The sequence below is a fragment of the Alteromonas sp. P256 genome (assembly GCF_036864455.1).
Taxonomy (GTDB): domain Bacteria; phylum Pseudomonadota; class Gammaproteobacteria; order Enterobacterales; family Alteromonadaceae; genus Alteromonas.
In genome coordinates, this window is sequence record NZ_JAZETM010000006.1 from 209,491 (window position 1) to 224,797 (window position 15,307).

General features: G+C 44.9%; 14 protein-coding genes. 10 read left to right on the plus strand and 4 right to left on the minus strand.

The window, feature by feature from the left end:
* The first annotated feature begins 61 nt into the window (after window positions 1-61).
* On the plus strand, window positions 62-343 hold the full coding sequence (ppiC, locus tag V7R39_RS11540) for a peptidylprolyl isomerase PpiC (RefSeq protein ID WP_334030800.1): 282 nt from the start codon (window positions 62-64) through the stop codon (window positions 341-343).
* Between the two features lie 17 nt (window positions 344-360).
* Here the strand turns inward: ppiC and V7R39_RS11545 are convergent, their stop codons facing one another.
* Entirely contained in the window at window positions 361-1,074 is a 714-nt protein-coding gene (locus V7R39_RS11545; protein WP_334030801.1) for a hypothetical protein, read from the minus strand.
* 112 nt (window positions 1,075-1,186) lie between these two features.
* Window positions 1,187-1,360 (minus strand): DUF6435 family protein, encoded by a 174-nt coding sequence (locus V7R39_RS11550; protein ID WP_334030803.1) that lies wholly within the window; start codon window positions 1,358-1,360, stop codon window positions 1,187-1,189.
* 623 nt (window positions 1,361-1,983) lie between these two features.
* Here V7R39_RS11550 and V7R39_RS11555 point away from each other — a divergent pair.
* The 5 genes from V7R39_RS11555 (at window position 1,984) to speA (ending at window position 7,512) form a co-directional block, all read left to right on the plus strand.
* Window positions 1,984-3,141, plus strand: coding sequence for an NAD(P) transhydrogenase subunit alpha (locus V7R39_RS11555; RefSeq protein ID WP_334030804.1), 1,158 nt, complete (start codon window positions 1,984-1,986; stop codon window positions 3,139-3,141).
* A 2-nt stretch (window positions 3,142-3,143) separates the two neighbouring features.
* A complete protein-coding gene (locus V7R39_RS11560; RefSeq protein ID WP_269518211.1) occupies window positions 3,144-3,425 on the plus strand; it encodes an NAD(P) transhydrogenase subunit alpha in 282 nt (93 codons plus the stop codon).
* An 11-nt stretch (window positions 3,426-3,436) separates the two neighbouring features.
* The gene (locus V7R39_RS11565) at window positions 3,437-4,825 is read left to right on the plus strand and encodes an NAD(P)(+) transhydrogenase (Re/Si-specific) subunit beta (protein ID WP_334030805.1); all 1,389 of its coding nucleotides are present in this window, start codon (window positions 3,437-3,439) and stop codon (window positions 4,823-4,825) included.
* A gap of 207 nt (window positions 4,826-5,032) precedes the next feature.
* Window positions 5,033-5,470, plus strand: a complete 438-nt coding sequence (locus V7R39_RS11570; RefSeq protein WP_334030806.1) for an arginine decarboxylase — start codon at window positions 5,033-5,035, stop codon at window positions 5,468-5,470.
* A gap of 125 nt (window positions 5,471-5,595) precedes the next feature.
* The gene (speA, locus tag V7R39_RS11575; RefSeq protein ID WP_334030807.1) at window positions 5,596-7,512 is read left to right on the plus strand and encodes a biosynthetic arginine decarboxylase; all 1,917 of its coding nucleotides are present in this window, start codon (window positions 5,596-5,598) and stop codon (window positions 7,510-7,512) included.
* Window positions 7,513-7,606: 94 nt separating this feature from the next.
* Here the strand turns inward: speA and V7R39_RS11580 are convergent, their stop codons facing one another.
* Window positions 7,607-8,725: a serine hydrolase domain-containing protein gene (locus tag V7R39_RS11580; protein ID WP_438823540.1), complete on the minus strand. Its 1,119-nt coding sequence runs from the start codon at window positions 8,723-8,725 to the stop codon at window positions 7,607-7,609.
* Window positions 8,726-9,112: 387 nt separating this feature from the next.
* Here V7R39_RS11580 and V7R39_RS11585 point away from each other — a divergent pair, with 387 nt between their 5' ends.
* From V7R39_RS11585 to V7R39_RS11595, 3 genes are read left to right on the plus strand one after another with little or no spacing between them, the layout of a single operon-like run.
* Window positions 9,113-10,735: a DNA-3-methyladenine glycosylase 2 family protein gene (locus V7R39_RS11585; protein ID WP_334030810.1), complete on the plus strand. Its 1,623-nt coding sequence runs from the start codon at window positions 9,113-9,115 to the stop codon at window positions 10,733-10,735.
* Complete coding sequence (locus tag V7R39_RS11590; protein ID WP_334030811.1) at window positions 10,732-11,301, plus strand: methylated-DNA--[protein]-cysteine S-methyltransferase; 570 nt, start codon at window positions 10,732-10,734, stop codon at window positions 11,299-11,301. The genes V7R39_RS11585 and V7R39_RS11590 overlap by 4 nt, the downstream gene beginning before the upstream one ends.
* Entirely contained in the window at window positions 11,292-12,182 is an 891-nt protein-coding gene (locus tag V7R39_RS11595; RefSeq protein WP_334030812.1) for a DMT family transporter, read from the plus strand. Before V7R39_RS11590 ends, V7R39_RS11595 begins: the two co-directional genes overlap by 10 nt.
* A gap of 84 nt (window positions 12,183-12,266) precedes the next feature.
* On the opposite strand, the gene V7R39_RS11600 is transcribed toward V7R39_RS11595, so the two are convergent.
* Complete coding sequence (locus V7R39_RS11600; protein WP_334030813.1) at window positions 12,267-13,688, minus strand: sensor domain-containing diguanylate cyclase; 1,422 nt, start codon at window positions 13,686-13,688, stop codon at window positions 12,267-12,269.
* Window positions 13,689-13,930: 242 nt separating this feature from the next.
* Between V7R39_RS11600 and glmU the strand changes: the two genes are divergently transcribed.
* Window positions 13,931-15,289, plus strand: coding sequence for a bifunctional UDP-N-acetylglucosamine diphosphorylase/glucosamine-1-phosphate N-acetyltransferase GlmU (gene glmU / locus V7R39_RS11605; protein WP_334030814.1), 1,359 nt, complete (start codon window positions 13,931-13,933; stop codon window positions 15,287-15,289).
* Window positions 15,290-15,307: the final 18 nt, after the last annotated feature.

The following is a 15,307-nucleotide window of genomic DNA, read 5'->3' on the forward strand; positions in this document are numbered from 1 at the left end:
AAAGCGTGTATCCTAACCGGCCTATTTCACACTGCGTATTTCAGATTTAAGGCGATGTAATATGGCAACAGCAGCCGCGGTACACATTTTGGTAAAAACCGAAAAAGAGGCGCTCTCTATTTTAGAGCAGCTTAAAAAAGGTAAAAATTTCGGCACGCTAGCCAAAAAGCATTCAATGTGCCCGTCGGGTAAGCGAGGCGGTGATTTAGGTGAATTTCGTCGCGGTCAAATGGTCAAAGCATTTGACGATGTTGTGTTTAAAAAAGAAGTGCTAAAAGTACATGGGCCCATAAAAACCCGCTTTGGTTTTCATATTATTAAAACCCTGTATCGGAATAACTAAATTCCCCGCTTTCATTTTTAGATTTCCGACTCCCATTTTTCTCCGCATACGTGAGTTGTTGTATACGCGTTAAAGGGGCTGTTGTATTGATGGATATTTTTCCGCATTAAAGCATTGTGATCAACACTAATGAATGGGGTCGCACTAGCATTCCCAGTCTTATCAAGACGATAGTAGCTAGTAGAGTAGTCGGAAAGCAGCATTCTGTTAGTCGCCCCGCTTTCTGTTAAACGTACTCGAGTTACGGCTTTAAACCTCGCCCTTTCATCACCTAGCGCCAAAATAGTGCGATAGTAATACCCTTTCTCTGTTTGCTGCTGAGAAAAACTATTTAGTGTTGAGATGAGATCTTTAAGGCTTATCGCTTCTCGCTGCAACATAAAATCATGATGAATATTATTGCTGCTGCCGCTATTGTCACCACCGGCGGTATAGGCCTGTTCTTCCTCTAGACGAGTTAAGTATTCTTGCCCCTCTTCGGTGTAATGCACAAGTGCATCGGTGTTCATGTGTACAAAGTAATCACTAATGCCGGCAGGTACCACTTCAAATAGCATCACATCGGGTGTTACTGCACCACGCTCTTCAGGCGTTTGTGGGCCGCGTGGCTCGCATTTTTCAGAAATGAAATAGTAGTATTGGCCCGCTTCAATGGCCTGGGCACTATGATGAAAAAAAGAAGATGTGATAACGATGCCGTATAACATCGTTATAAAGAAACGGAATGCCATAATGCCAGCGCCCTTTTGTAAATGAACTTAGTGAGGGCGTTAGTTTACGGGTATACGCACTACAATGCGATATGAAGTATTAAATTGAAAAAATATTGGAAGAAGCCAAAAACTACTGCTGTTTTTCAACTTCCTCTATTTTCTTCCACAGTGCTTCAGATTCTGCAGTAAGCATAGAATACGTTTTAATATCGCCCTTTCTTTGCGCAAGCATGGCTCGCTCTAAAAGCTGGTCGTATTCTTTCCGCATTTTCTTTGACGGATTCGATTTAAAAAGCCCAAACACTATTTTTCTCCCCACGCTGCACGGTACATTTTTTATAAACACATTTTTTGAAAAAAAGCGTATCGGCTGCGTACTCTGATGGTGGTGTATTTGTTGTGATATTTTTAGTGAGTAAAACGCTCAATATCATATGAAGTCTTACACGCAATGGGTAAACGTTTTTTTTCTAATAACTGATCACATTCTGGTAAAAAAGATGTGGAAAAAAGAAATGATAAAAATATGGCTCGCCTTTTTACCTAATAAATGAGTTGAAATTTTCGGTGCACTGCTAAGTCCTGTTCGTTTTTTGTACCTTTACGGCTGTGCAAAAAACAACCTGCATACTTTAAATCTCCTTTTACTAATTACAATCCTGACAAATGAAAAAAAATATAAGTGAATTTCATATAAATTATAATTATGTATTTAAGCTTAAAAATTTTTGTAATAAATATATTGAGGGCGTATGTTTACTAAGGCCCAGGGTGAAAATTGAACAGCTTTTTTCGCGCGCTATCACGCAATTAAAATTTAAACGGGCGTTTAATTTAGTCAAAAAATAATCAGCATAAATGAATAAAATGGTTTCAATGAGAAAAAAGAGTGTCATTCTCAAAGTGCCTAAGAATAAGGAGAAGCGTATGAAAGTTGTTGTTTTAAATGAATCTAAAACGCCAGACTCGCTAAATAAAGTGGAAAAGCGGTGTGCTGTTACGCCATCTAGCGCGCAGCGCCTAATAAAGAAAGGGGCTTCTATTATCCTTGAGGCCGGAGCAGGACTACTTTCTGGCTACTCTGATAAAGAATATGAAGGTATGGGTGTTTCTGTCATTAGTGATGTGAATGAGTCAGTATCATCTGCAGATATGGTGGTGGCCGTAAACAAGCCAAGCGAAGCGCAGCTAGCGTTGATGAAAAAAGGGGCCATTGTGGTTGGTCATCTTGACCCTTTCTTTCAACAACCGCTTGTTGAGTCGATTGCTGACAAGCACCTTACGGCTATTTCAGTTGAAATGATCCCGCGTTCTTCCCGTGCTCAAAAAATGGATGCGTTAAGCTCTCAAGCGAGTTTAGCGGGCTATGTAATGGTGATGCAGGCTGCAAGTTTGCTTCCTTCTATCTTACCTATGATGATGACGCCATCGGGCACTATTAAACCCGCCAAAGTATTTATCATTGGCGCTGGCGTGGCAGGCCTGCAGGCTATTGCCACAGCAAAACGCCTTGGCGCTAATGTGCTTGCCTACGACACTCGCGAAGTGGTTGCAGAGCAGGTTGAGTCGCTTGGTGGTAAATTCCTTAAAATCGATATTGGTGAAACCGGCCAAACGAAAGACGGTTACGCCAAAGAGCTTACCGAAGAACAAAAAGTCAAGCAGCAAGACGCCCAGCGTGACGCTATTGCCGATTCAGATATTGTGATTACAACGGCGCAACTGTTTGGCCGAAAACCCCCTGTGCTTATTTCAAAAGACACTTTAGCGCTAATGAAGCCAGGCAGTGTTGTAGTGGATATGGCGGCCACCTCTGGCGGTAACGTAGAAGGCTCGGTCGCTGGAGAGACCGTTGAGGTAAATGGCGTTAATGTGATTGGCGACGGGTACTGGAGTCAGTTTGTCGCGCGAGCTGCCACCGACATGTACGCCAATAATATTTATAACCTTGTGGACGAGTTTTTCGACACAGAAACCAATACGTTTAACCTTGATTTGGACGACGATATTCTTGCTGGCTGCGTTATTGCGCATCAGGGAAGCGTTACCAACGACATGCTGCTTAATGCATACAAAGGAGCTTAATTGTGGAAATCATATACTTACTTTTTATCGTGTTATTGGCAGGGTTTCTTGGTTTTGAACTCATCCGAAAAGTACCAGCAACGCTTCATACGCCCTTGATGTCAGGTTCAAATGCTATTTCAGGTATTACCTTAGTTGGCGCCTTAGTGGCATCGGGTAGTGACAACAGCGTGTTAACTACCGTGTTGGGTACCATTGCGGTGGCACTGGCCAGTATTAATGTGGTGGGGGGCTATTTAGTCACCGACCGCATGCTAAATATGTTCAAAAAGAAAACGAAGTAAGGAGTACGCAGGTGAATGATATTGTAACCACGATTAACCTTGCGTATGTAGTTGCTGCGGCACTATTTATTCTTGGTCTTAAATTATTGAGTCACCCAGATACGGCTAAAAAAGGTAACTTTATTTCTGCTGTCGGTATGTTTATAGCGGTTGTTGTTACTCTGCTCGATCAGCAGATCATCAGCTATCACTATATATTGCTAGGGTTTGTTATTGGCGGCGCTTACGGTGCGTGGAAGGCAAAAACCGTTGAAATGACTTCAATGCCAGAGATGGTGTCATTGTTTAATGGTTTTGGTGGCGCAGCATCACTGTTACTTGGTTGGGCGACGTTATCGAGCATGGGCATAGCGGCGCTAGAAACGGCCGGCGCGTTTACCTTTGTAACCTTATTTTTCACCATACTCGTTGGTGGTGTTACCTTTTCAGGCTCGGTGGTAGCGTGGGGGAAATTGTCAGGAAAGATGAGTTCAAAGGCGGTTGTTTTTACTGGGCTTCGCGAGCTGAGTATTCTTCATTTAGTGGGTATGCTAGCGGTTGGCTATTTGTTTACTACCGAACCATCAAACACAGTGTGGCTGTATTGCGCTATCGCAATTGCACTTAGCTTTGGTTTATTGGCCACCATTTCTATTGGCGGTGCTGATATGCCAGTGGTTATTGCTTTGCTTAACAGTTACTCGGGCATAGCGGCCTCGGCTGCAGGTTTAGCCACTGGCAACACCATTCTTATTGTTACTGGTCTATTGGTCGGTGCGTCAGGGCTTATTCTTACAAATATAATGTGTAAGGCCATGAACCGCTCACTAATGAACGTACTGCTATCAGGATTTTCTACACCTGTTGAGGCAGGCGAAAAAATTGAAGGCGAGATTAAGGTACTGGCCGCACAAGATGCATTTTACGTGTTAGAAGCAGCGCAAGCAGTACTCGTTGTGCCAGGGTATGGCATGGCGGTAGCGCAAGCACAGCACGCAGTGCGTGAGTTACAGTCTTTACTGGAAGACAACGGCTGTACGGTAGACTACGGTATTCATGCAGTGGCAGGGCGTATGCCTGGGCACATGAATGTACTTTTAGCCGAGGCTGATGTTCCTTACGATCAGCTCTACGAAATGGACGACGTAAACCCTCGCATGGAAAACTATGACGTTGTTATAGTTATTGGCGCTAACGACGTAGTAAACCCAGCCGCGAAAGAAATGAAAGGTAGCCCTATTTACGGTATGCCGGTTATTGAGGCATACCGCGCCAAAACAGTATTTGTACTAAAGCGCTCTGCCAATGCGGGTTTTGCTGGGGTGGATAACCCACTTTTCTTTAAAGAAAATACGCGAATGGTGCTAGGTGATGCGAAAGAAACCATCAACAGTATTATCCGTGAATTTGGTGACGACTAGTCACGTTCTTCGGTAAGACTAAAATAGGTCCGGCAATTACTCAATTCGCCGGGCCCAACATATAGTTAAAACTCATACCTAATAAGCCGCCTTAATCGCATCGCCCAAAACAACAAAATACGTGATGAGTACAAGGTTGTTTAATCTTCCAATACGTTCTAACATCAAATCACCAGCCTTTTTTAAATATCGAGTGTTAACCCTGTAATGCGTGGCAACCCGTCTCATCGTCCATTTGATATTGAAATATTTCAGAACTGTATTTTAGTGACTCTTCGTGGGCATTGGGGTATGGGGACTAATGTTACCTACTTGGGCGAACTGTCAGATGCACTGCAAAGCAGAAAAGGCAAACCCTTCCATTTATTTGTTGATATGCGCTCTTGGTCTAGTACAAAGACAGAAACCGTTATACGCATCAAAGACTCAATTCAACTCGACCGCAGAAACCAGCTAAGTGAATTGTGGCTGGAAGATGATACGACTGATGCTAACCATATCGCGCAACGCTATTTAGAAAACCAGCCTTTTACTTTCAGTCGCACTAACGATGTAAACACATTTTTAAGCGACGTTGACAAGAGAGTTGAACCAAGCGCGATGACATACGTAACATCATGGATAGAAACAGCAACGCCGCGATAAATTAAATTAGTCGAAACAATCGATATTTTACGTCGCAACATTTATGGCTTTGTCTATAATACGCGACTCATTTTTGCACGCATAAGTTAGGTAAATCCTAACGCACTTTTTAAAAGGTGATCATTTTGTCTAATTGGAGTATCGAGGAAGCAGAGCGCGTCTACGGCGTCTCTCAATGGGGTGGCGGTTATTTTCAGGTTGGTGAAAATGGCAACGTTCACATTACGCCCGTGCCCGAAAATCCGAGTATACGTATAGACTTCAATTCAGTTATAGAAGATATACGTAAAGAAGGTGTTCAGTTCCCTGTTGTTGTTCGTTTTCACGATATCTTGCGCTCGCAAGTAGCAGGGTTAAATAAGGCATTTCGTAAATCGATTGCTGAAGCTGAGTACAAAGGCGAATACCAAGGCGTTTATCCAGTAAAAGTAAACCAAATGCGCGAAGTGGTTGAAGAGATTGTCGATGCCGGCAAACCTTACAACTACGGGCTAGAAGCAGGGTCGAAAGCGGAGCTTTTAACTGTGCTAGCCATGAACACAAACGAAGAGTCGCTCACCATTTTAAATGGTTACAAAGACGACGAAGTCATGCGCTTAGCCCTACTAGGGCGTAAGCTTGGCCGCCGCGTAGTCGTGGTTGTAGAGAAATACACCGAGCTATTGCTGCTGGTAAAAGTAGCAAAAGAATTAGATATCGATCCTATTATCGGCGTTCGCTCGAAAATGACGGTAAAAGGTCGCGGGAAGTGGGAAAGTTCAGGGGGCGAGAGAGCTAAGTTCGGTCTTACAATTACCGAGATAATCAATGCTGCTCGCTACTTAGAAGAGCAGGGCATGGCTCACTGCCTTAAATTGTTGCATTTTCATATTGGTAGTCAGCTTACCGATATCAGAGCGGTGAAAGAAGCCGTTACTGAAGGTGCTCGTATTTATGCCGATCTTCATAAAATGGGTTTCGCGTTAGACTATGTTGATGTGGGCGGCGGCCTTGGTATTGATTACGACGGTAGTAATTCAACCAACGAATCGTCGCGTAACTACAGCATGCAAGAATATGTTGCTGACGTCGTGTACGGTATGAAAGAGATGTGCGACCTAGAGGGTGTACCTCATCCTCATTTAGTGAGTGAGAGCGGTCGCGCAATTACGGCGCACCACAGCTGCGTTGTGACCGAGATTGTGGGCGAAATTAAATCTAATGCCGCAACCATGGATACGTCAGCCACAGAAGGTGAGCATTTTTTCTTGAAGAATATCAGAGAACTCGCTGACACCTTTGATGAGCAAGAAAACATGCATGAGGTATATAACGATGCCTCGCAGTACAAAGAGCAGGCTCTAGACGCCTTCAAGCTTCGCGTAATCCCTCTTGAAGAACTTGCCAAAATTGAAACGCTGTATTGGCACATTATGGGTAGGTTGCAAATTTGGTATCGCAATGAAGAATACGTACCAGAAGAGCTGCAGGAGCTTGATTATAGCTTGTCGTCGCAGTACCTGTGCAACTTCTCTGTGTTCCAGTCGGCTGCCGACACATGGGCAATCGATCAGTTGTTGCCAGTAGTGCCATTAACACGCATGAATGAGGAGCCAACAGTAAACTGCTCGTTGGTAGATATTACCTGCGACAGCGATGGCAAAATTGATCAGTTTACAATTGGTAGAGAGATTACCGATGTGCTGCCTATGCACCCGTTAAAACAGGGCGAACCATACTATGTAGGGTTGTTCTTAACAGGGGCTTATCAAGACGTAATGGGTGATATGCACAACCTATTTGGTCGCCTAAACGAAGTACATATTTACAGCTATGACGACGATCCAGAAGATTTCTACATTGAGGAAGTTGTTAAAGGCTCTTCGGTAGAAGATGTACTTAACGTTATGCAGTATAACCCTCGTGCCATGGCATCTGACGTTAAACGCTTAATCGATAAACATGTGTGGGATGGTAAACTCAAGCCTAGAGAAGGCGTACGCTGGACAGACTTTTACGAAAAATGTCTAAACGGTTATACCTACCTAAAACAATCAAAGTAGATACCGTTGCGCTTGGCTGGCTTTTCTTCTGGATATGAAGATACAAAGTAGCAAGCACAATGATAAGCAATTGAGTAAGTACAAGCCGGCGAGCTTAGTCGTCGGCTTGTTTTAAAAAGCGTTTCCACAGCTCTGCGGTAGCGCTGTTAATCATGTTCGACTCTGCATTCATCAACATGACATATCCCGCCTTTTTCTCAGGCATGAAAGCCACGTCTGCACGATAACCTTTTACCCATCCGCCATGATAATTTAGCTGTTTGCCATCAAGGTCGTAAATGCGCCAGCCCAGGCCGTAGTGCGCATCGTCAATCATGCCTCTCCAGCCTCTGCGATAGGTTTCGCGCTTAGTGCGTACTCGTTCTGTGGTGACATATTCCACCATTTCTTTAGAGATTACGGTGGGAAACTCTCCCAGCAATGCCTGCAAATAAATAGTCATGTCGTAAATACTGGCGTTAACCCCGGCGGCAGGTGAAAAGCGGTAGTAATTGCTTTCTACTTTACCTTCGTGCCATTTCTTGCGGGCAATGGCGATGTGTGGGCGTGCCCATGATTCTGAGGCAAGCAACCCGCCTTTACCAACACTTGACGACGTCATACCCAGCGGAGAAAACAGGTAAGATTGAACTTGGCTAGAATAAGACGTGTCTTGCCCGCTGAAGTAATACTCTAACGCGCCAAATAAGGCGTTTTGATACGTGTAGCAGTCTCCCGGTTTACACAGTGGCTCAAGCTCACCTAGGGAGGTTAGTACACGTTCTAATGAATAGTCGGCTTCAATTAAGTTATCGTAGGCATTTGGCATAAAGCCGCTTGATTGCCCAATAATATGCTGAAGTTCTAGTGCCTCCATACCCTTGCCCTTGAAAGGAATGTCTGGAAGCAGGGTTTTAATGGGTGTGTTCCACGATAGCTGGTTTCGCTCTACCAATTTAGCGCTAAGCAGTGCTGTGAAAGTCTTCGATACGGATGCCAGACGAAATACGGTGTCTTTGGTTACCTTTTCGCCGCCCCGTTTGCGCGTTTTACCGTACACATAAACTCGGGGCGTTTTACCCTGCTCATAAAAAACAAATGCATAGCCAGGTACATTGTATTTATCTGCCTCTTTTTTTACATAGCTGGCATAGTTATCAAGCCAGTCAGCAGACAATGTGTGCGAGTAAAGCACTAACAGCGGCAATGCACACATTAGAAAAAAGCGCGACATCGAAATGCGCAAAATAGTTGGCATACAGTTAGCTCATTAGGCCGGCTTCTCTGCAATAAGAGATAGGCAGTTGTTATCAAGGTGGCGATATTATGCGGATAGGTTGGTCATTTATCAAATGCGCGTAATAACGGCACTTATTTAAAGAGTGCCGATAACTATTAATAAGCGCTGAGAAACGGTAAAAAAGGCAATCCAGCGCGCAGAGCAGAAAAAGTGTGACAAAATAATGAGTTCTGATTTTGTCGCCTTAATTTCGGTTTTTACGCGTAAACTAAGAATCTGTAGCTCAGCGTTTTTTAAGAACAGCCAAAAAGCAAAACCGTATGGCCAAGGCAAATATTGCCAACGCAAGCTTAACGCGATTGATATGTGTAAGAGGTTTCAATGTCGGCAATAGACAATGCACAGCAACAAGCCTATGCATCAGCGAGATGCAGCAGAGATGCGCGATTTGATGGTCGCTTTTTTGTTGCGGTGAAAACAACAGGAATCTTCTGCCGGCCTATTTGCCCTGCAAAGCTGCCGAAAGAAGAAAACGTGGCTTATTACAGTCTTGCGGCTCAAGCCATGTCTGATGGGTTTAGGCCTTGTTTGCGGTGTCGGCCTGACAGTGCGCCTCAATCTCCCGCTTGGGAAGGGATAGACACTACGGTGCGCCGCGCACTGTCGTTATTGTCTGAAATCCCAGCCCAGCCAATTAGTCATATTGCATCTCGCCTTGGCATAAGCGAGCGCTATGCCAATAAATTGCTTACCGACGCTATTGGTTTGTCGCCAAAACAATTTCAAACAATGCAGCAGGCGCTATTTGCTAAGCAGCTTATACAGCAAACCACCTTGCCTCTGCTTGATGTAGCGATAAGCTGTGGCTTTTCATCCCAGCGTCAGCTACAAAGAGTTGTTCAGCAGTACTGTAAAACATCGCCATCAGGGCTTAGGCGTACTACCAAAAATACTAGCCAAGAGCACGTTCAAGAGCTAGGCCAAGAGTCAGGTCAAAGTGTCAGGTTATTTCTTTCTTATCGCCCTCCTTACGATTGGCCCTATGTAAGAGATTTTTTAGCTGGCCGTGCGGTTGCTGCAATGGAAGTAGTGACCGAGAGCAGCTATCAGCGCTGGTTTGAATTTGAAGGCGTGAAAGGGCATTTTTGCGCCACACACAATGATTGCAAAGGCGGGTTTGAAGTAGCAATAACATTGAGCGATTTAACGCCGCTTTATCGGGTAATTGAAAACATAAAAGCCATGTTAGATTTAAAGGCGGATCCTATGCTTATTGAGCGCGGCTTACTCAATGCAGGATTAATAAAAGCGCAGCTTGTAGAAGGGTTAAGACTGCCAAGTGCATGGAGCGTGTTTGAGGCCGGTTGCCGAGCTATTGTGGGTCAGCAAGTTAGCGTAAAAGCGGCTATTGGCCAGCTGACTTTGCTGGTGCATCATTTGGGCAAAAGCGATGTCTGCGACGATGAGCTTCGCTATAGTTTTCCTTCAGCATCTGCGGTAGCGAGTAGCGATCTCTCTTTTTTGCGGATGCCCCAGGCCAGAAAAAATGCGATTAAAAGCTTTGCACAGCTATTTTCTAGCAGTCAGTCTTCTAGCGCTTCGCCGAGTTCTTCAGAGGGCTGTTCTGAGAGTCATTTTCCAAGTCACTCTCAAAACCTCTCCGCAAGTCACTTTCAAAACCGCTCTCAAAGTCGCTCTCCAAGCCATGAAGATATGCTGGCGGTAAAAGGTGTTGGGCCGTGGACAGTAGATTATATTAAGATGCGCGGCGAACGAGACCCCGATGTTTATCTTGAAGGCGATCTTATTGTGAAAAAAATGGCAAAGCGTCACCCCGTTTGCGCAGGTGATGCAGCGCCGTGGCGAAGCTATCTTACACTGCAGCTCTGGCAGCTCTCCCAGCTTCCTCAAACAGTCGGCGCGCGCAAGCCGGATAAAAACAGTGCACCGAAACCAGACAGAAAACAAAGTGCCAACAGAGTCAAAAAGGATTTAAGCCAGTGAATACAGACACCGCATCAGAGGTTTTTTCTCAATCAATACCTACAGAGCAAGGCGTGGTAACGGTGACAGCAAGCAATACTGGCGTTACCCGCATTGCGTTTAGTGAGCCTGAACCTAACGTAAAGGACAGCTTAAAAGGCAGAGCAAAAGGCAGTGTAAAAGACCGTGTAAAAGACAATGCTAAAGACAGCAGTAAAGAGGGCGTGCCTAATGGCATTACCCAAGAAGCTTGTTCGCAGCTATCGGCCTATTTTGCAAAAACGCGTCACGAATTCGATTTGCCTATAGATGTCAAAGGCACAGAGTTTCAAACGTCGGTATGGAAAGCGTTGCAAAGCATACCCTATGGACAAACCGTAAGTTACTTAGACATTGCAAAACACATTGGTAACCCTAAAGCGGTAAGAGCGGTAGGGCTTGCCAATGGGAAAAACCCCATTGCCATTGTAGTACCGTGTCATCGAGTTATTGGCAGCAATAAAACGCTAACAGGGTATGCGGGTGGTTTAGCGCGAAAGCAGTTTTTGCTTAATTTAGAGGGAGCCCAAGGCGGACTATGGGACTAAGAAATGTTATTGCACTAGTGGTGTTAGCCGGTATTTGGGGCGGCTCGTTTATCTTCATGCGCGTGGCAGCACCTGAATTTGGTATTTATGTACTGGTGGCCGTTCGAACGCTGCTTGCTACGGCAGTGTTATTGCCGTTACTAGTGCTCAAAGGGGGGTTGTCGCAAATTAGGCATCATTGGTTTGCCATCGCCTTGGTTGGCTTGGTGAATACCGCTATTCCTTTTGTGCTTTTTAACTACAGTAGCCTGCATTTAGAAGCTGGTGTTAACGCCATTTTAAATGCAACTGCGCCCATGTTCGGCGCCATTGTTGCTTGGCTGTGGCTAGGAGATAAGCTCACAAAAAGTGCCATTGTAGGTTTACTGGTTGGGTTTGTCGGTGTGGCTGTTATCAGTCAGCAAAAGCTTGGTGAGGGCGAAGTGAGCTTCTTTCCCATTCTTACCGCGCTGCTTGCTACCACCTGCTACGGAATAGCTGCCAGTATGATGAAAAAGTGGCTGCAGGGTGTTAAGCCTCTTGCCGTTGCGACGGGCAGTCAGGCTTTTGCGAGCATTATGTTAGCGCCCTTCGCCCTTGCAACACTGCCGGCTACCATGCCAAGTAATAATGCGTGGATTAATGCGGTGGCATTGGCTATTGGCGGAACAGGTATTGCGTATATCCTATACTTTAAACTGATTGCTGATGTGGGGCCGGCAAAAGCGATTACCGTTGCCTATCTGGTACCGTTATTTGGCATTATTTGGGGCGTATTATTGCTGCAAGAACACCTTTCTGCGCAAACCATCGTTGGCGGCATCATGATACTGCTAGGCGTGGCACTCACTACGGGTGTGTTAACTAAGAGAAGAAAAAAGTCGAAGCTTGAATCGGCCTAATTTAGCTCCACGCCGAAGTAAACAGCAATAAAAAAGCAGCGTGTTTCGGCACGCTGCTTTTTTGTAGAACACAAATTAAATGCCCTAGTCTATTAACTGCATACGCACTAGGTTGCTACCATCTCGTTTTGCTTGATACAGGGCATCTTCCGCATGGGCGGTCACTTCTTGTAATGGCCGCACTGAGGCGGTGTACGAAATACCAAACGATGCTGTAATCTGAATGTCTGGGTATTCGGCAAGTGGTGGCAGTGTTGCCACACCATGACGTAGGTTTTGTGCCAGTTCTAAAGCCACATGAGGCCCTGTTTGTGGCAAAAAGACAATAAACTCGTCGCTGCTCCAGCGCCCTAATACGTCTTGGTCTCGCAGCTTTTCTGATAAATAAATCGCTACCTTATCTAAAATATCATCACCGGTGTTGCGACCATGCGCATCAACAATGGTGGTCATTTCATCGACGTTTACCACTACAACGCTTAGCGAGCCGTGCTCTGCCAATAGGCTTTTGTAAATAAGCTGCAAACTGTCCTTCTCAGGAAGGCGGTTTGTTTGGCGAACTATCAGGTCTGGTTGCATATCTTTTCTAAAGTAATACAATAAGTTGTATATCAATAAAAATAGAGAAAACACAACCACAAGCAGTGTCACTACGCTAAATATAAAGGCTTGTGAAATCTCAGCCTGTCTGTCTTCTAGCGGGCTTAATAAAAATACCGTCCAGCCAAACTGATTCAGCTTTACCTCTGCAATTAAAAAGTCTTTTTCATTAATGGTAACTAGCTTGTTGTTAAGCGCTTGCTCATTTTGAATGGAAAGCGGCAGGCTTGCGTACCAAGGTAATTCAGACAGGTTAGTAAAGTCTGAATAGGTGGCAACTAACGCTGGATCAGAAGACAGCATAATATCGCCCTCTTTATCGACGAATAAAAAATCGTAGCCGTATTCTTGTTTGTAAGAGTCAAATATTTCTAAAAAGCTGCGTAAGCTTTTGCCAACGCCAAAAAAGCCAAGAAATTCGCCTTTTTGATTGTGAATTTTAATGTCTATGTACAGGTGGGTGTCTTCCCACTTACCGATATCGGCCACTGCATCAGCAGGGAAATCGCGGTACTTAAAATACCAGCTTACTTCACCTTCAATCAGATTAATGATGGTGCCGTCAGCATTATATTGTTTTCTGTCTTTCTCGCTGGCAATGAAAAAAGACAGTCCAAACTCCTCTTCAAGCCTTTGTAAGGTGCTAAATGCAGCGTTGCTATCGACTGAATCTTGATTGAGTAAATCCACAAGCTCTGTTGAGTGACCAAGCGCATCAGAAATATGCAGGGGTTTGAGTAGCTGTTCTACAATAAGCGATATAGCGGGTGAAAGTGATTGCTGCTGGGCGCGGCTTTGCTCTGCTACTATTTTCGAAATGCTAAAGTGCACTAAAGTGACAATCGCTACCACAACGACTGCAAAAAGCATCAATATGCTTCTATGTAAGGTTCTAAATGTGTTCACAGACTGCGCATGCTCCCTTGCCTGGCTGCACTGAAATTTTCCATAACAAAGTATACCTGTTGCAAATATGAACTACTAGCGCGTTCACCTCAAGTTTAGCCTAAAAGACTAACTAGAAAACAAACAGGCAGAAGGTTGGTGTATTTAAACCGTGGCAGGGCGCATTCATCCGCTGACATCTCATCAATGCTTAGTTACACTATATGCAGATAAAAATTATGTTTACACAATAAAGGGATTGTATGGCTTTTTCAGTGGTTGTTTTAGCAGCGGGTAAAGGTACTCGCATGAAATCTTCGCTTCCAAAGGTACTTCATAAAGTAGGTGGCGTTCCAATGGTTCAGCGCATTATCAATACAGTGAAGTCGTTAGGTGCTGACAACATCCATCTTGTTTACGGCCACGGCGGTGACTTGCTGCAACAGACCATTGTTGAAGACAATTTAAACTGGTGCCTTCAGTCTGAGCAGTTAGGAACCGGCCATGCAGTTCAACAAGCCGCCCCTCACATAAAAGATAATGAAGATGTTTTGGTACTGGTAGGCGACGCACCGCTTATTAGAGAAGAAACACTAGATGCGCTAAAAGCAGTAAAAGCCAGCTGTGATTTAGCCTTACTTACTGTTGAGTTGGACGACCCCACAGGAATGGGCCGAATTGTCAGAGAAAACGACAACATCACTCAAATTGTTGAACATAAAGATGCCTCTGACGCGCAGCGCGCTATCAAAGAGATTAATACCGGCATGATGATGATGTCTGGGTCTGATCTTAAGCGTTGGTTACACAACTTAAGTAACGACAATGCCCAAGGCGAGTATTACCTTACCGATGTTATCGCTATGGCGGCCTCAGAAGGAAAGCTTATTCAGTCGGCTCAGCCAGCGTCGGCGGTTGAAGTTGAAGGGGTAAACAATCGCATTCAATTGTCTAACCTTGAGCGCGCCTTGCAGGCTCGTCAGGCGCAGCAGCTAATGACTGACGGTGTTACGCTGTTAGACCCAGCACGCTTTGATATGCGCGGTACGTTAGAAGCTGGAAACGACGTTATAATCGACGTAAATGTTATTGTACAAGGCAACGTAACCTTAGGTAACAACGTGTCTATTGGCGCAAATTGCATATTGCGCGACTGCCACATTGCAGATAACGCTGTTATTGAAGCCAACTCTATCATTGAACAGGCAAATGTAGGCGAAGCCTGTGTGGTAGGGCCTTATGCGCGCTTACGCCCTGGTGCGGTTATGCACAAAAACGCCAAAGTTGGCAACTTTGTGGAAATGAAAAAGACAGTATTAGGTGAAGGTGCAAAAGCAAATCATCTTACTTACCTTGGCGATGCCGAGGTTGGTGCTAATGCAAATATTGGTGCAGGCACTATTACCTGTAACTACGATGGCGTAAATAAATCGAAAACCATTATTGGTGAGAACGCATTTATTGGTTCTAACTCATCCCTTGTAGCGCCCGTAAACGTTGGCGATAATGCAACCGTAGGCGCCGGCTCGGTGATAACATCGGCAGTTGACGACAGTGCCCTCGCTGTCGCCCGTGGCAAGCAGCGCAACATAGCTAACTGGCCACGCCCCACCAAAAAATAAAATAGAAGGGGTTTAGGA

Bases quoted from the DNA above. Each gene is read 5' to 3' on its own strand.
- ppiC (WP_334030800.1), top strand. From the start codon at position 62: ATGGCAACAGCAGCCGCGGTACACATTTTGGTAAAAACCGAAAAAGAG.
- V7R39_RS11545 (WP_334030801.1), bottom strand. From the start codon at position 1,074: ATGGCATTCCGTTTCTTTATAACGATGTTATACGGCATCGTTATCACA.
- V7R39_RS11555 (WP_334030804.1), top strand. From the start codon at position 1,984: ATGAAAGTTGTTGTTTTAAATGAATCTAAAACGCCAGACTCGCTAAAT.
- V7R39_RS11570 (WP_334030806.1), top strand. From the start codon at position 5,033: ATGCGTGGCAACCCGTCTCATCGTCCATTTGATATTGAAATATTTCAG.
- V7R39_RS11580 (WP_438823540.1), bottom strand. From the start codon at position 8,725: ATGTCGCGCTTTTTTCTAATGTGTGCATTGCCGCTGTTAGTGCTTTAC.
- V7R39_RS11585 (WP_334030810.1), top strand. From the start codon at position 9,113: ATGTCGGCAATAGACAATGCACAGCAACAAGCCTATGCATCAGCGAGA.
- V7R39_RS11595 (WP_334030812.1), top strand. From the start codon at position 11,292: ATGGGACTAAGAAATGTTATTGCACTAGTGGTGTTAGCCGGTATTTGG.
- glmU (WP_334030814.1), top strand. From the start codon at position 13,931: ATGGCTTTTTCAGTGGTTGTTTTAGCAGCGGGTAAAGGTACTCGCATG.